Annotated in this window: 16 protein-coding genes and 1 other annotated feature; of the genes, 10 read left to right on the top strand and 6 right to left on the bottom strand. The window is 34.8% G+C overall.

Going from position 1 to position 17,566, the window contains the following annotated elements; translation table 11 throughout:
* Positions 1–167 precede the first annotated feature (167 nt).
* Together HMPREF1864_RS06645 and HMPREF1864_RS06640 are read right to left on the bottom strand one after the other, a co-directional pair.
* Positions 168–479 (bottom strand): MTH1187 family thiamine-binding protein, encoded by a 312-nt coding sequence (locus HMPREF1864_RS06645; RefSeq protein ID WP_062572033.1) that lies wholly within the window; start codon positions 477–479, stop codon positions 168–170.
* Positions 480–489: 10 nt separating this feature from the next.
* Positions 490–1,137: a trimeric intracellular cation channel family protein gene (locus tag HMPREF1864_RS06640; protein WP_062572032.1), complete on the bottom strand. Its 648-nt coding sequence runs from the start codon at positions 1,135–1,137 to the stop codon at positions 490–492.
* A 103-nt stretch (positions 1,138–1,240) separates the two neighbouring features.
* Between HMPREF1864_RS06640 and HMPREF1864_RS06635 the strand changes: the two genes are divergently transcribed.
* The 7 genes from HMPREF1864_RS06635 (at position 1,241) to HMPREF1864_RS06605 (ending at position 9,442) form a co-directional block, all read left to right on the top strand.
* Complete coding sequence (locus HMPREF1864_RS06635; RefSeq protein WP_062572031.1) at positions 1,241–2,524, top strand: amidohydrolase; 1,284 nt, start codon at positions 1,241–1,243, stop codon at positions 2,522–2,524.
* A gap of 11 nt (positions 2,525–2,535) precedes the next feature.
* Entirely contained in the window at positions 2,536–3,393 is an 858-nt protein-coding gene (locus HMPREF1864_RS06630; protein ID WP_062572030.1) for a CPBP family intramembrane glutamic endopeptidase, read from the top strand.
* A complete protein-coding gene (gene trpS / locus HMPREF1864_RS06625; RefSeq protein WP_062572029.1) occupies positions 3,386–4,378 on the top strand; it encodes a tryptophan--tRNA ligase in 993 nt (330 codons plus the stop codon). The genes HMPREF1864_RS06630 and trpS overlap by 8 nt, the downstream gene beginning before the upstream one ends.
* Before the next feature lie 63 nt (positions 4,379–4,441).
* Positions 4,442–4,666, top strand: coding sequence for a hypothetical protein (locus tag HMPREF1864_RS06620; protein WP_062572028.1), 225 nt, complete (start codon positions 4,442–4,444; stop codon positions 4,664–4,666).
* Positions 4,656–5,222, top strand: a complete 567-nt coding sequence (locus HMPREF1864_RS06615; protein ID WP_062572027.1) for a hypothetical protein — start codon at positions 4,656–4,658, stop codon at positions 5,220–5,222. Before HMPREF1864_RS06620 ends, HMPREF1864_RS06615 begins: the two co-directional genes overlap by 11 nt.
* Positions 5,217–5,418 (top strand) — a binding site (T-box leader). (Overlaps the previous gene by 6 nt.)
* Before the next feature lie 77 nt (positions 5,419–5,495).
* A complete protein-coding gene (locus HMPREF1864_RS06610) occupies positions 5,496–8,147 on the top strand; it encodes a valine--tRNA ligase (protein WP_062572026.1) in 2,652 nt (883 codons plus the stop codon).
* Complete coding sequence (locus tag HMPREF1864_RS06605; protein WP_062572025.1) at positions 8,144–9,442, top strand: bifunctional folylpolyglutamate synthase/dihydrofolate synthase; 1,299 nt, start codon at positions 8,144–8,146, stop codon at positions 9,440–9,442. The genes HMPREF1864_RS06610 and HMPREF1864_RS06605 overlap by 4 nt, the downstream gene beginning before the upstream one ends.
* A gap of 68 nt (positions 9,443–9,510) precedes the next feature.
* Here the strand turns inward: HMPREF1864_RS06605 and HMPREF1864_RS06600 are convergent, their stop codons facing one another.
* Both HMPREF1864_RS06600 and HMPREF1864_RS06595 read right to left on the bottom strand, forming a co-directional pair.
* On the bottom strand, positions 9,511–10,641 hold the full coding sequence (locus HMPREF1864_RS06600) for a hypothetical protein (protein ID WP_062572024.1): 1,131 nt from the start codon (positions 10,639–10,641) through the stop codon (positions 9,511–9,513).
* A 245-nt stretch (positions 10,642–10,886) separates the two neighbouring features.
* A complete protein-coding gene (locus HMPREF1864_RS06595) occupies positions 10,887–11,774 on the bottom strand; it encodes a LysR family transcriptional regulator (RefSeq protein ID WP_062572023.1) in 888 nt (295 codons plus the stop codon).
* 173 nt (positions 11,775–11,947) lie between these two features.
* On the opposite strand from HMPREF1864_RS06595, the gene HMPREF1864_RS06590 reads away from it, so the two are divergent.
* Both HMPREF1864_RS06590 and HMPREF1864_RS06585 read left to right on the top strand, forming a co-directional pair.
* The gene (locus HMPREF1864_RS06590; RefSeq protein ID WP_062572022.1) at positions 11,948–13,336 is read left to right on the top strand and encodes a YfcC family protein; all 1,389 of its coding nucleotides are present in this window, start codon (positions 11,948–11,950) and stop codon (positions 13,334–13,336) included.
* A 19-nt stretch (positions 13,337–13,355) separates the two neighbouring features.
* Positions 13,356–14,519, top strand: coding sequence for a M20 family metallopeptidase (locus HMPREF1864_RS06585; protein ID WP_062572021.1), 1,164 nt, complete (start codon positions 13,356–13,358; stop codon positions 14,517–14,519).
* Between the two features lie 75 nt (positions 14,520–14,594).
* Here HMPREF1864_RS06585 and HMPREF1864_RS06580 read toward each other — a convergent pair whose 3' ends face one another.
* Complete coding sequence (locus tag HMPREF1864_RS06580; protein WP_062572020.1) at positions 14,595–14,996, bottom strand: zinc ribbon domain-containing protein; 402 nt, start codon at positions 14,994–14,996, stop codon at positions 14,595–14,597.
* Positions 14,997–15,024: 28 nt separating this feature from the next.
* Positions 15,025–15,954 (bottom strand): L-lactate dehydrogenase, encoded by a 930-nt coding sequence (locus HMPREF1864_RS06575; protein ID WP_062572019.1) that lies wholly within the window; start codon positions 15,952–15,954, stop codon positions 15,025–15,027.
* Between the two features lie 381 nt (positions 15,955–16,335).
* Here HMPREF1864_RS06575 and HMPREF1864_RS06570 point away from each other — a divergent pair, with 381 nt between their 5' ends.
* Positions 16,336–17,289: an Abi family protein gene (locus HMPREF1864_RS06570; RefSeq protein WP_062572018.1), complete on the top strand. Its 954-nt coding sequence runs from the start codon at positions 16,336–16,338 to the stop codon at positions 17,287–17,289.
* Positions 17,290–17,566 lie beyond the last annotated feature (277 nt).

The raw sequence follows: 17,566 nt of genomic DNA, 5'->3' as shown, positions 1-17,566 counted from the left end.
ATTTCCTCCTAATTTATAAAAAGTTTTCAAGTCATAAAAAAATTCTAACTAACAAAAATTTATCAAGTCACAAAAATTTATTAAGTCGTAAAAATTTACAAAGTCATAAAACTTAATCACTTACAAAATAACAAAAAACCCCATCAAAGTCGATGAGGTTAAAAAATTTATTTATTTTTTCTCTTTTCATTAACAGATGTGACTTTGTCCTTAAAAGTGTAATTCTTGTCACGTCTGTCGTCAACCTTAACAACAGAGTAGACCCTGTCTGCTCCAGATTCAAAAACAGATTCTTGCATCCTTCTTATTACATCGTATAAAACTTTTAAATCCTTATGGGCAATTGTTGTGCCCATGGCATTAAGTTCATAAGTTAGTCCGTCAACTTCGCCAATAGAGTCAAGGGCACCTGCAATATATTTGCTAACAGATGTTGTCTTTGTTCCTATAGGTATAAGTGTTAATTCTGCTACTGCCATTATATTCCTCCTAGTCACTAATCCTTGGCAGATTCCAATTCCTTTTCACTGCCAAGAGTCTAAATACTAAAACTGTAAAAAAACAAATTATCATGGAAACCTGGTCGCCTAAAAAATTTCTTGTGATAAGAAAAACTATAGAGCCCAAGATGCAGGCGCCGGCATAAATTTGTTCCTTAAAGATGAAGGGGATAGTGCCTGCCAAGACGTCACGAATCATTCCACCGCCAACTCCTGTTATGGAACCGACAAAGATAAGCAAAAAGCTCTTGTCAAGTCCTAGTGAAAGAGCAGTTGCCATTCCGGTAATAGTAAAGGAAGCAAGACCGATTGTGTCACTAATAATCATAAGCTCGTTCATAAAATTTATGATCTGTCTTGATTGAATATTTTTTCTGAAATAGAAAAACATAAAAACTAAAATTGAAAAGGCAGCGGATATGCTTGCGTTAGTAGAATTTTGAAACATCTTTGGTGGATTGATACCAAGGACCAAGTCACGAACGAAGCCTCCCCCAAGAGCTGTGACAAGACCCAAGACGGTAACACCAAGTATGTCCATCTTCTTCTTGCAACCAAGTATGGCACCGGAAATTGCAAAGGCAATTGTACCGATTATGTCAAAAAATACATTGAACTCTAAATAATTTCCAATCATAAGGGCATTATACCAAAGTTTAAATTTGTGGGAGGCGGAAATTTCAATAAATCGAAAAAATTTTTTTAAATTTTGCTATAATGTTAATAGTATTGGAGGGACTATGAGCTTACTTATAAAAAATATTTCTTATTTAGATATAGAGCAGGAAAAAATAATTGATAAGGCAGACGTCTTTATCGAAGAGAATAAAATAAAAAAAATTGGAAGGGACTTAGCTGTCCAAGCAGATGAAATTTTTGACGGAGAGAACAAACTACTTGCACCAGGCTTTGTAAATGCCCACACTCATCTTGGTATGTCCTACTTTAGGAACTATGCCGACGACTTGGCACTGATGGACTGGCTTGAAAATGAAATCTGGCCCATTGAAGCAAAGCTAAATGCCGAGGACATCTATTGGTCTTCTTTGCTTTCTATTATTGAAAACATAAAGTCGGGGGTTACATCCTTCTGCGATATGTATTACGAGATGGACAAGGTTGGGGATGCTGCAATTGAAGCTGGAATTCGTGGAGTCCTAACTCGTGGCATGACAGATGTGGATGGTAAAGGGGAAGCAAAGCTTAAGGAGTTTGATGACCTTTACAAAAACTATCAAAACAAAGCTAATGGAAGGATTAAAGTTGTACCTGCACCTCATGCAATTTACACTTGTTCCACTGACTTCTTAAGAGAAATTTCTAAGAGGTCCCTGGAAAGGTACGACAGCCTAATTCACATTCACTTGTCAGAAACTTTAACAGAAGTGGAAAATTCTAAAAAAGAATATGGGATGACACCAATTGAATACGTGAACTCACTGGGACTTCTTGATAGCCAAATAATTGCAGCCCACTGCGTGCACATTACTGATGAAGAAATTGAACTTGTGAAGGATAAAAAATTCTTCCCAGTTTATAACCCATCATCAAACCTAAAGCTTGCCAGTGGCTTCACACCAGTTGATAAACTTTTGAAAAATAATATTACTATGGCACTTGGAACTGATGGCGACTCATCAAACAACAACCAAGACTTTGTTGAGGAGATGCACATTGGTGGCATAGTCAACAAGGCTGTTACAATGAATGAAAAGGCTGTGCCAGCTATAGAAATTTTAAAAATGGCAACTGTAAATGGAGCAAGGGCCCTTGGCTTTGAAAATCTTGGTCTTATTAAAGAAGGCTACCTTGCAGACCTTACAATTTTTGATTTAGATTCAAATTCTTTCACACCGAGAAATAATTTGATCTCAGCCCTAGTTTACTCAGCCAACTCATCTGATGTTGAAGCAGTTATTTGCGACGGCGACTTCATCATGAAGAATAGGGAGATAGTAAAGCTAGATGAGAAAAGAGTTAGACAAGTAGTTAATGAAAGATGGGAAGGCATTAAGAGGAGATAAGACATAAGACTATGGAAGAGAAAAAGACAAATAATTTTTTTAAAGTTATTCTAAAGGTAGCTATTTTATTAATTACTATTACCATCTTCAGTGGTGGCATCATGCTTGCCCTGTCCCTAATTTTTTACGGGCAGACCTACTTTAAGAGCGACTATAAAAATGCAAACCTAGTGATGCTAGCGGGAACTACGGGACAACTATTGGCAGCCATCTTTTTTGTAAAATTTATTTTAAAGAAGAAGTTTGACTACATCTTCTTCAAGAGAGAAGGCCTTGCCAAGAACATTGGCATAGGACTCTTCCTTGGCTTTTTGCAAATTTCTCTTTATGTCTTGTTAGACATGGGAAGGGGAGTCCTTGGATACGAGAAGATTAACCTAGGCAATCTAAATTTAATTTTCCTTGCCTACTTTATAGGATTTTTTATCCAATCAACATCTGAAGAAGTCCTAGTAAGAGGAATCCTAACAAGAGCCCTATTTGATAAATATGGAAGGAAGGTCGCAATCTTACTACCATCAATTTTCTTTGGACTTTTGCACCTGGGCAACGAGGGAGCGACAATTTTATCCACCCTCAACACAATATTAGTGGGAATATTTTTTGCAAAATTATTATTCTACTCAGACAACATAATGTTGACCTCAGGGGTCCACGCAGGCTGGAACTTTTCTATGGCAATGATCTATGGATTAAATGTTAGTGGCTTTAGTGGCTTTGACAGCCTACTTAATTTTAAAATTTTAAATTACAACTTGTACGACAAAACTTATGGGCCAGAGGGAAGTATCCTCGTGACCTTCATTGAAATAATTAGTATTTTTATTATATTTTATTTGGAAAAAAGAAAGGAAGTAAAAAATGGATGATAAAAAAATAGTTTACTCAGGGATCCAACCTTCCGGTTCCCTCACTATTGGAAATTATATTGGAGCCCTAAAGAACTTTATTGGTCTTCAAGACGAATACAACTGCCTCTACTGCATAGTTGATATGCACGCAATTACTGTTGCACAAGAGCCAAAGGACCTTAGGAAGAATACACTTGATGTCCTTGCCCTTTACCTTGCAGCAGGTCTTGACCCAAAGAAGTCAATCATTTACATCCAATCTCATGTGCCGGCCCACGCTGAACTTGGTTGGGTCCTAAACACAATGACAGGTCTTGGACAACTTCAAAGGATGACGCAATTTAAGGACAAGGCAAAGAAGTACACTGACGTGCAAGCAGGACTACTTAACTATCCAGTCTTAATGGCAGCAGATATTTTGCTTTACAACACATCCTACGTTCCAGTTGGGGAAGACCAAAAGCAACACATAGAAATCACAAGAGACTTAGCACAAAGATTTAACTCAAGATATTCTGAAACATTTACAATCCCAGAAATTTTGACACCAAAGGTCGGAGCAAGAATTATGTCTTTGAAAGACCCATCATCAAAGATGTCTAAGTCCGACTCAAACAAAGACTCTTTTATTTTAATTCTTGACTCAGAAGATGACACAAGAAAGAAAATAAAAAGAGCTGTAACGGATTCATCAGGCGAGTTTAGATATTCAGATGACCAAGCTGGACTAAAGAACTTAATCAACATTCACGCTTCCTTCTCTGGCATGAGCCCAGAAGAAATTGTCAAGAAGTACGAAAACCTTGGCTACGGCGAATTCAAAGAAGACTTGGGCGAAGTTGTAGTTGAAGGACTAAGACCACTTCGTGAAAGATTTAAAGAAATTAGAGATGACAAGGCTTATCTTGAATCAGTTTACAAGGAAGGAGCAGAAAAGGCATCCTATCTTGCAAATAAAACTCTAAGGAAGGTTTATAAAAAAGTTGGTTTTATCCCTAGGTAATCAACAATTTATTGATTTCGAATATTTTTTGTGGTATCTTTTATATTAAGTTGGAGGTGGATTATGAAGAAAATAATAATTGTAATAGCCATTGTCTTAATAGGGGCAGGAGTATTATATAGACATAATTCTAAAGAAGCTGCATCTATTGGAATAATTCGCGGAGCAGACGGACCAACAGCTACTTTTACTACAAAAAATAAAAAGACTGACAAAGATGAAGGTGTAGAAATAATTGGTGGGGCAGACGGTCCAACACAAATCTACGTGAAATCTAATGGAAAATAGAAACTTATATCAATCAATGCCCATTGGATTAATTGGTGTAGATTCGACGAAAAATAATGCAATTGGCGATGATAGAAATGATTTTCAAAAATTAGTTGATTCTGGATACTTGTATTTTGAAGATGAAAACATAAAAGCTGAAATTAATAAAGAATCTGACAATGCAGCAACAGCTTACGCTATATGTGATGATGAGGATTATTTTATAAAAAAGACACCAATTTATAATCCGAGTATTGCAAAAACACTTGTAACTTTAATAAATTGGGAGAATTCTAGCTTAGAAATTAAAATAGATACTTATGTAAGCTCAAAAATAATGTTAAAATCTGACTATACAATTTTAATTGCTACAAAAGACAAAGAAGTTATTAAAAGGCTAGAAATAATTAATTCATCAGATGAAGCTACAGATCATTTTAAGAAAACAGAAAAGGTATTTGGATTTTCTAATTATGATGAACTTATAATTTCTATTGAAGAAAATTTCATTCGTCTAATAGATGGCTATGAAGTAGGTCTAGTGTCTACAGGTTATTTAAAAATAGAAAAATGAGCAATAAAAAAGAGGATTGTAAAAATTTATATTTAGAGAGAGACTAGATGGTGAGAGGTCTTTATAAACTTTACAATTGTAGCTTTTTTGCTTCTTTGGTGAATCAAGTAGCCAGAGACGACTTATCTCGTTAAAGATTATAGAGTGTTTATTGAAAAATAAAAATTAAGGTGGTACCGCGTCTTTCGTCCTTAGGGATGGAGGACGCTTTTTTATTTTTTTAATTTTATAAAATTGCAAAAATTCAAAAATTATAAATTATGAGGAGGAAAAATGAAAGAGTTAAACAAAACTTATGATCCAAAGGATTTTGAAGAGAAAATCTATGACTATTGGATGGAAAATAATTACTTTAGGGCAGAGGTTGATGAAAACAAAAAACCTTACTCAATTGTAATGCCACCTCCAAACGTAACAGGCAACCTTCATATGGGTCATGCCCTTAACAACACTATCCAAGATGTTCTCATTAGGACAAAGAGGATGCAAGGCTACTCTGCACTTTGGCTACCAGGAACTGACCACGCATCAATTTCCACAGAGGCAAAAGTTGTAGAAAAGCTTAGGTATGAAGGAATAAACAAGGAAGACATTGGAAGAGAAAAATTCTTAGAACACGCTTGGGAATGGACTCGCGAATACGGTGGCAACATTGTAAACCAACTTAAGAAGCTGGGAATTTCTTGCGACTGGTCAAGACAAAGCTTCACCCTTGACGACAATCTTTCCCACGCAGTTGAAGAAGTTTTTATAGAACTTTATGAAAAGGGACTAATCTATCGTGGCAACAGGATCATCAACTGGTGTCCATCTTGCCAAACTTCAATCTCTGATGCAGAAGTTGAACACGAAGAAAGTGATGGCAACATTTGGTACTTCAAGTATCCTTTTGCAGACAGGGAAGGTGGAATTGAAATTGCAACAACAAGACCTGAAACAATCCCAGGAGACCTTGCCATTGCAGTAAACCCTGATGATGAAAGATACAAGGACCTTGTTGGCGAATATGTAATGATTCCAGTAATGGGCAACAAAAAAATTCCAATTATTGCTGACGAATATGTTGAAATGGACTTCGGTTCTGGTGCAGTAAAGATTACTCCATCCCACGACCCTAACGACTTTGAAGTTGGAGCTCGTCACGACCTTGGTCAAAATATAATTATGGACGGCAAGGGCTACTTAAATGAAAATGCTGGTGCCTACGCAGGCATGGAAAGATATGAAGCTAGAAAGAAAATCATTGAAGACTTTGAAAAACTTGGTTTCTACATTGGCAAGAAGGACCACCACAACGCTGTTGGTCATTGCGAAAGATGTCACACAGTTATTGAACCACTAATCTCTAAGCAATGGTTCGTTAAGATGGCACCACTTGCTAAGCCAGCTCTTGAAGAATACAGGAAGGGCAACTTAAACATTATTCCAGAAAGATTTGGAAAGATTTATGAAAACTGGCTAGAAAATATTCGTGACTGGAACATCTCAAGACAATTGTGGTGGGGTCACAGACTTCCAGTTTGGTACTCAGACTCTGATGATGAAATTGTAATTTCAAGAGAGGACCCATCAAACACAGAAGGACACGAAGGCAAGACTTACACACAAGACCAAGACACACTTGACACTTGGTTCTCATCAGCTCTTTGGCCTTTCTCAACTCTTGGTTGGCCAGAAAAAACTCCAGAGTATGACTACTTCTATCCAACAAACGTACTTGTAACAGGCTATGACATCATCTTCTTCTGGGTAATTAGAATGGTATTCTCTGCCCTAGAACAAACTGGCAAGCTTCCATTTAAAGATGTATTCCTAAATGGACTTGTAAGAGATGACCAAGGAAGAAAGATGTCCAAGTCACTTGGCAATGGTATTGACCCACTTGACATCATAAGAGACTACGGTGCTGATGCCCTTAGATTTACCCTTGTAACAGGTAACACTCCAGGCAACGACATGAGATTTTACATTAAGAGGGTTGAAGCAAATAGAAACTTCGCCAACAAACTTTGGAATGCAACAAGATTTTTAATGATGAATATGTCTGACGAAATCGAAGACTCCAACTTTGATGAAAATAAGCTTCACTACCAAGACAAGTGGATAATCTCAAAACTACAAAAAGTTATGAAATCAATTACAGAAAAAATTGACAAGTACGACATCGGTCTTGCAGCAGATGACATCTACTACTTCATCTGGTCCGACTTCTGCGACTGGTACATTGAAATTGTAAAACCAGTTTTATATTCTGATGACGCTGAAGAAAAAACTAACACAGTAAAGGTTCTACTTTATGTATTAGAAAATATTTTAAAACTTCTTCATCCATTTATGCCATACATCACAGAAGAAATTTGGCAAGCCCTACCTAATAGGAAGGAAGCACTTATTGTTGCAGCTTGGCCAGAATACAGGGAAGACCTTGTATTTGAAAAGGAAGAAAGGGCAACAGAATATATTGAAAATGCCATTCGTGAAATCAGAAATGCAAGAAGCGAAATGAATATAGAAAACTCAAAGAAGTCCAACACTCTTGTTTACACAAAGGACGAAGAAGCTAAGGAAATCTTTGAAGAAATGAAGGGACTTCTTCTAAATCTTGGTTACTCAAACTCTGTAGAAGTTACAGATGACGAAGCTAAAAAGAATTCAGAAAATATTTCTATAGTTCTCGACAAGGCAGAGATCCAACTTCCACTAAAGGAACTTGTGGACTTTGAAAAGGAACTAAAGAGACTTCAAAAGGATAAGAAGGAAGCTGAAGGAGAACTAAAGAGAGCCAAGGGCAAACTTGCTAATGAAGGCTTTGTTTCTAAGGCACCAGAAAAACTTATTGAAGAAGAAAAAGAAAAAGTTACTAAGTACGAAGAAATCCTAAAGACAATTGAAGTACAAATTGCAAAGGTAGAAAAAAACCTATGACATACCAAGAAGTTGTAAAAAATATTGAAACCAGGATTGGCAAGTTCAAGTCCAAGGGCAATATTAGGATCAAAAAGTTTTTAGAAAAGCTTGGGTCACCCCACAAGAACTTGAAGGTCATCCACATTGCTGGGACTAACGGCAAGGGATCCACAGTTAACTTTATAAAAGATATCTTAAAGGAAGACTACAAGGTGGGGTCCTTTGTTTCTCCCCACCTCATAACTTACTGCGACAGGATAAAAATTGGCGACGAAGAAATTTCTCAAGCTGACTTTGCAGAAATCGGTGAGCTTATAATTGAAAGAGAAAAGGACATCCTAGAAGAATATGGCGACCTCAACCTCTTTGAGTTTTTGACAATTATGGCGATAATCTACTTTGAAAGAGAAGGTGTAGACCTTGCTATACTTGAAGTTGGTATGGGTGGACGAGCAGACTCCACAAACATCTTCACAAGTCGTGAAAAATTAATTTCCCTTATAACATCAATTTCTATGGACCACATGGAATACCTTGGCGACACCATAGAAGAAATTGCAGATGCTAAGGCTGGCATCATCCAAGAGGATGGACTTGTGGTAACAACAAATAGGGACCCAAAAATTCTTGGAGTAATAGAAAGAGAAGCCAAAGAAAAATCTGCAGAAGTCTTCTACACCAAAGACCTTACAAGTGAGATAGAAAAATCTGACCTCAAGGGAATAGACTTCAAAGTGAAATTAGATGGTGTTGAAGAAGAATTTCATCTATCACAAATTGGCGACTACCAAGTTGAAAATGCTCTTGGAGCAATTTACGCCCTCTACCTCTTAAACAAGAGGGGAATTTTAAAAATTTCTCTTGAAGACATCAAGGAGAGAATAAAAACTTCAACTTGGAAGGGAAGGATGGAGATTGTTTCAAGAGATCCACTCATAATTCTTGACGGAGCCCACAACTTTGATGGGATCAAGAGACTAGTCGAGTCCTTAGACAATTTTAAATTCAAAAAACTCCATCTCATTATGTCAATCCTTGCAGACAAGGAACACAAGAAGATGTTAGAAGAAATTGCACCTTACACTGACGAAGTTGTCTTCGTAAATCTTGACTACAAGAGGGGAACAAGTCCAGAAGAACTTAGCCGTGAGGCAAGTGAGTATGGACTAAGGGGTCAAGTAATGACCTTTGAAGAGGCCCTAGCTTACTACAAAAAGTCTTATGAAGAGGGAGACTTGATTTTAATCACAGGCTCACTTTACTTTGTAAGCGAAGCAAGATCAAAAATTTTAAACTACGATTACAGCATTTAATAAAATAAAAAATCAAAAAAAATAAGACCATGGATTTTTGTTTCCATGGTCTTTTAATTTAAGTTAAATTATTTTGCTTCTTTAGCAGTTTCTTTAACTTCTTTTTTATCGTCTTTCTTTTCTTCTTTAACTTCTTTAGTTTCTTTCTTTTCTTCTGTCTTAGCGTCTTTCTTTTCTACTACTTTAGCATCTTTCTTTTCTTCTGCCTTAGCATCTTTCTTTTCTTCTACCTTAGCGTCAGCCTTGAAACCAAGTTTTTCTTTAGCTTCAACAAGTGCCTTAAGTTCATTTGTGAATTGTTCAGCAGTAGCTTTTTCATCAGCTAGTAGAGATTTTGCAGCTGCAATAGCATTTTCAAAGTTAGATTTTACTTTGTCGTCAGCCTTCTTGTAAGCTTCAGATTCACGAACTTCTTTTTCGTTAACAAGTTCTTTTTTAACAGCTTCTTTAAGTTCTTCAAGTTTAGGAGCAACTTTTTCTTCCTTAACTTCTTTTCCAGAAGTTAAAAGAACAGACTTAGTAGCTTCGTCATATCCAACACCAAAGCCAAGTTCTTTTCCAAGATCTCTAAGCTTGTAGTAATTGCTGTTGTCAACCTTGTAAGCAGTAGCTGTAAGAGCCTTGTCGCCAACCATTACCTTATCGTTAGTAAGCATACCCTTAGACATAGCCTTAACTTCTTTTTGGTCAGATTCAGCTACTTTGTAGTTAGCACCCTTAGTTAAAGTAACAAGAGCATCCTTGTATTCAACACCGAATTTAGCCTTAGAGTCTTTAAGAACTGCAGCTAGGTCTCTTAGTTTGAAGTAGTTGTAACCATCAATGTTGTATCCATAGATAACAACGTCTTTACCGTCAAGTTTAACCTTTTGAGTAGTAGCCTTAACGTCAACAGTTTTAACTTCTTTTACTTCTTTCTTAACTTCTTTAGATTTTTCTTCAGCCTTTTCTTCTACTTTTTTAGCTTTTTCTTCAACTTTTTCTTTAGCTTCAGTTATTTTTTCTTCAGCTTTTTCTTTTACTTCTTTGCCGTCTTTTTTAACTTCTTCAAGTTTCTTTTCGCCTTCTTTAACTAATTGTTCCATCTTAGATGGTGCTTTAGTTTCTTTAATAGCTTCTTTAGTTGCAGCAAATACTGGGCTAGCACTAGATAATAGCATTACTCCTGCTAGTGATAGTGATGTTAATTTCTTGTTCATTATAATTTTCCTCCTAAAATATAAGTTAACCTTATTATACATAAATTAATTGATAAATCAATTAAAGTGAGTAAAATAGAGAATCAATTTAAAAATTTTAATAATTCTGTAACATTAATTGTTGGAATAAGCGTAAACGAAACCACCACTTGCATTTACATCAAGATCAGATTGTGAATTATAGAAAAGAAAAAAGTCCCCCTAAGGGAACTTTTAAGAATTAATTATGAATTTTTCTTGTGCAATTAAAAAATAAATTTTTTTGACACATACTCCTTGATAATTGGTGAAAGCTTTTGGGCAAATTCTTCCATCTTAGGATTTTTGTAAACAACAGTAATTGCAGAGTAGTCTCCATCAATTTCTATAAAGTCACAATAAGAGGTTGAGTTGATCATCTTAAGAGCTGACTCATAAATAAAAGTCACTCCCTTATTAGCCCTAACTAAGCTGACAGAATTCATTATAGTGCATATAATTTTAATATTCTCAGGATAGAAGTTCTTTGCCTTAAATATATCTTCAACAGACTTTCTTAAATTTTTTTCACGGTTTAACAAGAAGAAGGTTTCCTTTGAGTAGTCCTCTAAAGAATTTTTATCATCTTTATAAATAGACTTGGGAACCATTAAATAAATTTTGTCGTTTAAAACGTGGACAGATTGTAGGGCCTTGTTAGTTATTTTTCTGTTAGTTATAAATAAATCAATTTCATCTCTTAATAAGGCATCTTCAAAGGAAGAGGAATCATACTTAGTAAGACTCAGCTCCAAGTTTGGATAAACTTCTATTAACCTAGGTACAATGTTTGGAATAATGTATTGGGACATAAAAGTCAAGGAACCTATCCTAACGTATGAATTATTTGAACTTTTGGACTCATTAATTTTTTTGAACATTTCCTTCTCTAAGTCTTGAAACTTATCTATGTAATCAAAAAGTATTCGACCTTCTTGTGTCAAAGCTAGGGGAGATTTTGATCTGTCAAAAATTACAAAGCCAATATTATCTTCAATTCTTTTTAAAGATCTACTTAGGTTTGGTTGAGCAGTAAAAAGTTTTTTTGAAGCCCTGCTTATACTTTCACACTCTTTTATTGTTTTTAAAATTTTAACATTTTTATAATCTAGCACTATATCACCAGAAGCATTATATCACAAATCATATAGGATATATAGTAATTTAAGTATTTGCTGTAGTAAAGTTCAGGGTGTTAATATTTAAGCGTGATATGAAAATGTTTACTTATAAGCTTTTCAATCAACAATAATAGAAGATTGTGTAATTAAAAAAAGAGAGGTGCTTTATGGAAAAAGTAAAAAAGAAAAAGGTTCCACATACTTTAGTAATTCTTATGATTATTATTTTATGTGCAGTTGTTCTAACTTGGATTATACCAGCTGGAGCTTATGAAAGAATTGAAAACGCAAAGGGTGTAAAGGTAATTGATCCAGAAAGTTTTCAATATATTGAAAAGAGTCCAGTAAATCCTTTGAAAATATTTAACATTAGTTTAGAAGGCTTTAAGGATACAGCAACTTTAATATTTGTAATTTTATTTTCAGGAGCTTCCTTCAATGTAATTACGATGAGTGGAGCTTTGCAATCACTAATAGGAGCTGTCTCTAAAAAGACAAAGAGCAAGGAATATCTTTTTATTCCAATACTAACTCTTATATTTGGACTTATATGTACAACTCAAGGTGTAAATACCTTCATCGGATTTGCTCCAATTATGGTTATGATTGCCTTAGCAATGGGATTCGACTCAATAATAGGTGCTTCAATTATATTGCTTGGTGGAGCGGTAGGATTCTCAACAGGAACTCTAAATGTAAATACAACAATAGTTGCTCAAGAAATTGCAGGACTAGCACCCTACTCTGGACTTTCATACAGAGTTGTTTGCTTTATAGTATTCTATATTGTTACAAACTTGTACTTAGTTAAATATGCCCTAAAGATTAAAAAGAAGCCTGAGCTAAGTCCTATGTATGAACTTGATAAACTTAGAGTTAAGGACGTAGACTCTCACGATGAGTTTAACGCTCCAATGGATGCAAGAAAATGGGCAGTTATAATTTCATTATTTGCTGCACTAGGAATTATAGTTTATGGTGGAGTAAAATTAAAATGGAAATTGGAAGAAACAGCAGTCGTATTTATTTGGTTGTCAATAGTGGCAGGATTTGCCGCTGGATTTACACCATCACAAATTGCAAAATACTTTGTTGAAGGTGCAAAAAAAATGATAGGGGCAGCCCTAATCATTGGACTTGCAAGAACTGTTTCCGGAGTACTAGATGCTGGAAAGATAATGGACACAAGTATCCACGCTATGTCAAGTTGGCTTAACTTCTTCCCTCAAATTTTAAAGGGACCTGTAATGTTTATTGTAAACATAATAGTTAATATGTTTATAACTTCTGGTAGTGGACAAGCAGCTGCAATTATGCCAATATTTGCTCCTCTAGCAGATACTATTGGACTTACAAGACAAACTGCAGTTTTAGCTTTTAACTTTGGAGATGGATTCTGTAACTATATCCTACCAACTTCAACAGCCCTAATGGGAATCTTGGGAGCAACAGACATACCTTATGACAAATGGATGATATTTATGGGTAAACTATTTGGAATTTGGATCATAGTTGGTTCAATTATGATGATTGGGGCACAAGTTATTAACTTTTAAAAAATAGTAAAGGAGAAAAATGAAAGACCTAATTATAAAGGAAATTGATAAAATAAAAAATAAATTATTTGAAATGTCAGACGACATCTTTGACCACCCAGAAACTTGCTTTAAAGAACACTTTGCAAGCAAAGTCTTAGAAGACTATCTTGAAGAAAATGGCTTTGAAGTTGAAAGAGGTTTAGGGAGCTTAGACACTGCCTTTAGAGCTAAGTATTCTAATGGAAATGCCAAGTACAACATAGGACTCTTGTGCGAATACGATGCACTTCCTATGGGACATGGTTGTGGTCATCAAATGCAAGGCCCATCAATAATAGGAGCCGCCATAGCAGTAAAAAATGCAGTGAAAGACCTTCCCTTTAACCTAATTATTTATGGAACACCTGCTGAAGAAGGCGGTGGGGGAAAGATGATTATGCTTAAAGAGGGTTACTTAAAAGATATTGACATAGCCCTTATGATGCATGGCGGACCAGCAACTCAAGTTGATGTTAAGTCTATGGCACTGTCATCAAGATTTGTAAAATTTTTTGGCAAGTCATCTCACGCAGCTCTTAAACCAGAAGCAGGTAGATCAGCTTTTGATGCCCTTCTTCTAACCTTCCAAGGCGTAGAATTTTTAAGAGAGCACGTTAAAGAAGATACGAGGATGCACTACACAGTTTCAACTCTTCCAGGACCAGCAAATGTTGTGCCAAGTGAAGCGGAAGGTCACTTCTCACTTAGGTCCTACAACTCAAAGTATTTAGATGAAGTTGTAGAAAGATTTGATAATATTGTAAAGGGTGCAGCCCTAATGACAGGAACGACTTATGAAATAAGAGAAGACAGAAGACTTGAATCAAAAATACCTGCCTATATCTTAAATGATTTAATAATGAAAAATGCTGAAGAACTTGGAGCTCCAAGAATAAAAGGAGCAAGAGAAAAGACAGGTTCAACAGATTTTGGAAATGTAACTTATATAATGCCAGGAGCCTGTGCAAGGATAGCCTTTGTTCCAGAAGGAACAGCATCCCACTCTCAAGAATTTTTAGACTTAGGTAAGAAAAAAGAAGCACACGACTGCGTAGAGTACGGTGCAAAAATAATTGCCACAACAGTTTATGATTTAATAAAAGATCCTAGCTTAATTGAAAAATCTATAGAAGATTTTAAGGAATACAAATCAAAGATGTAAAAAAATTTCCCTCTTTACTGGACGAGCCAGTAGGGAGGGAATTTTTAATGTAAAAAAGTCCCCCTAAGGGAACTTTTAAGAATTAATTATGAACTTGTTGCCACATGACTTGCAAGTGACTCTTATCTTGCCTTTTCCTCTTGGGACCTTCATCTTCAACTTACATGTAGGGCACTTGATGTACTTATAGGTCTTCCTATTATTGTACCTGGTCTTGGAAGTGAAGATCGTCCTTCTCAGTGGCCCAACAGCGTCTAAGAATTTTTGATTTTCTCTGTACCTTGCATTGATGTCACGAGAGAAGATCCTGTAATAGGAATAAATTATAAGCACCAAGGCAAGACTTGGTAGGCTTGCCCTCTTGAAGAAGAGGTTTACTAGCAAGATGACAAGAGCAAGGAAGGTGATAAACCTCCCCAATTGATCTTGTCCATACCTGCCAACCATAAACTGTCTAAATTTTTCTTTGATATTCAAAGAATCAACTCTTTCTTATTTTATAATCTTATAGGTCTAGCATTGCAATGTGATCTTTGATTACACCAGCAGTCTTTTTAAGTCTAACTAATTCTTCATCAGTTAAGTCAAGCTCAAACTTTTCTTCTATACCATCTTTACCAACTCTTATTGGAGTTGAGATGTATAAGTCATTAAGACCATAATGTCCTTCCATTAAACAAGAAGCCTTTAGAATAATTTTTTCGTCATTAGCGATGGCTTGGATGATATTGTTAACAGTGTTGCCAATACCATATTGAGTTGAGCCCTTGCCCTTGAAGATGTCCCAGCCACGACGACGAGTGTCATCTTCAACTTGGTCCTTGTCAAAGTCCTTGAATAGTTCTGGGTGAGTTTCCTTATATTTTTCAAGAGTCATAGAGCCAATCATAACTTGTGACCAAGGCACAAATTGACTTTCACCATGTTCACCAAGTACAGTAGCGTTAACAGACTTTGGAGAGATGCCAAGCTTATTTGCAATTACAACTTGGAGTCTTGCAGAGTCCAAGAATGTTCCTGAGCCAATAACTCTTGAGTCATCAAAACCAGAAACTTTATAAACTTCATAAGTAATAATGTCTACAGGGTTTGTAACAACGACAAAAATTCCCTTGAAGCCAGCGTCAACAATTTTTCTTACGTAGCTTGCAACTTCTTTCTTGTTTAGTTCAAGCTCATTAAGTCTATCCTCTTCAGGGATCTTGCCAGAGCAAATTACAATAACATCACGGTCGCCCATGTCTTCGTACTCGCCAGCTCTGAACTTAACATCCTTAGGATAGAAAAGTCTACCGTCATTTAAGTCGATAGCTTGAGAGATAGCTTTCTCCTTAACTACATCATTAATAATAACATCACTTGCAATACCTCTCATAGCAGAAGTGTATGCAACGATTTCGCCAACAGCTCCTGCGCCAATAATACCTAATTTCATCCTTATTCCTCCTTAACGTCCTCAAGGGACAAATTTAATAAGAAGTCAAAAATCTTCTTATTAATACCATATTATAGTACAGTAAAAATTAAAAGAAAATAAAAATTTAGACATAAGCTTTTATTATAAAAATATGTATAAAAGAATTTAAAATTAATTTTTTATAAGAGAGAAATAAAATATAACTTAATAAATATAATTGAATTTTTCTTTGTGTAATAAAGATCCAATGTATGATATAATTTAATCAAAGAAAAATATATTAGCAATAAAAAAATGACCTACCTTGCTTGACAATTGGTTATTTGAAATATATAATTTGATTATAAGATTAGGTCAGGAAGCATACGGTGCCCTGGCCATTTTTTTATGGAGATATTTATGAAAGAATACAAGACTTTTAACCAACAATTAGGAATACTAAGGAAAAGAGGGCTTATAGTTCCAAAGGATGGGAGACCAAAAAGATTTTTAGAACAAGAAAATTATTACAATGTAATAAATGGATATAAAGACTTGTTTTTACAAAAAGACATTAATGACAATCCTTTAGAACCTGAAAAGTATCTGCAAGGTACTCACTTTAATGAATTAAAAGCATTGTTTTTATTTGATAGAGAGCTAAGAATATTATTTTTGAAGTATATCTTGATTTTCGAAAACTCTTTTAAAACAGTATTGTCACATGAATTTTCAAGAAAATACCCCAAGGCAAATTCATACTTGGATATAAAAAATTATGTTAATGATAATCCTAAGAAAGTATTACAACAGATTTCTATTTTAACCAAGACAATTCATGACAAAGTAGATAAGAATGGTGCGATAAAGCATTACATAGAAGATCATGGTTCAGTTCCCTTATGGGTACTAGTTAATTATCTAACAGTTGGCAATTTAGCTTATTTATATACCATTTTAAAAAAACCTGATAAAAATATAATAGCAAAATATTATTCTGATAAATTCAATAAGCAGTATAAGACAGAAACAGGGCTTAAATTCACAAGTGAAGATTTGAGTTCCGCTTTAAAAATTATAAATTTAGTTAGAAATAAGTGTGCTCATGATGAAAGGTTATATAATTCTAATTTTGGAAATGTCAGAGTGGTAAATATTGCTAAATATTTCGATTGTATTTGCTATGATAATAGAAGAATGATAGTTGCAATTCTTTATCTAAAGATTTTGTTAGATAAAAGATACTTTCAAAAACTTTACTTAGAATTGAATAAAATTTTTGAAAGATATAAAAATGAATTTAATACAGTGTCATTCTATGATGTTTTAAAACTAATGGGAATTGAAATGCCTGATTTACAGAAATTGTTATGAGATGGGGCAATTCAGAAATAATTTAAAATAATTTGAGCAAGAGATGGTGGGAACACCGTCTTATTTGTTATTTATACGAAAATTCACAAATAAAATAATAGTCTAATATATAAAGAACATATAAAAAAGTAAAATTACTAGGTCTTTAGAAGAAAAATAAAAGTAGAAAATCATAAAATCTTGTAGCTTTTTTCAAAACCAACTGTTATAATAAAGAAGCACTTTAGAGAGGGAGAAAAATTTCTCAAAAATATTTTAAAAACTTTTTAAAAAGTCT

Source organism: Peptoniphilus sp. DNF00840 (assembly GCF_001553125.1).
GTDB classification, from domain to species: domain Bacteria; phylum Bacillota; class Clostridia; order Tissierellales; family Peptoniphilaceae; genus Peptoniphilus_A; species Peptoniphilus_A vaginalis.
Note: the sequence above shows the minus strand (reverse complement) of the source record. Positions and strands in the feature narration are given on the sequence as shown.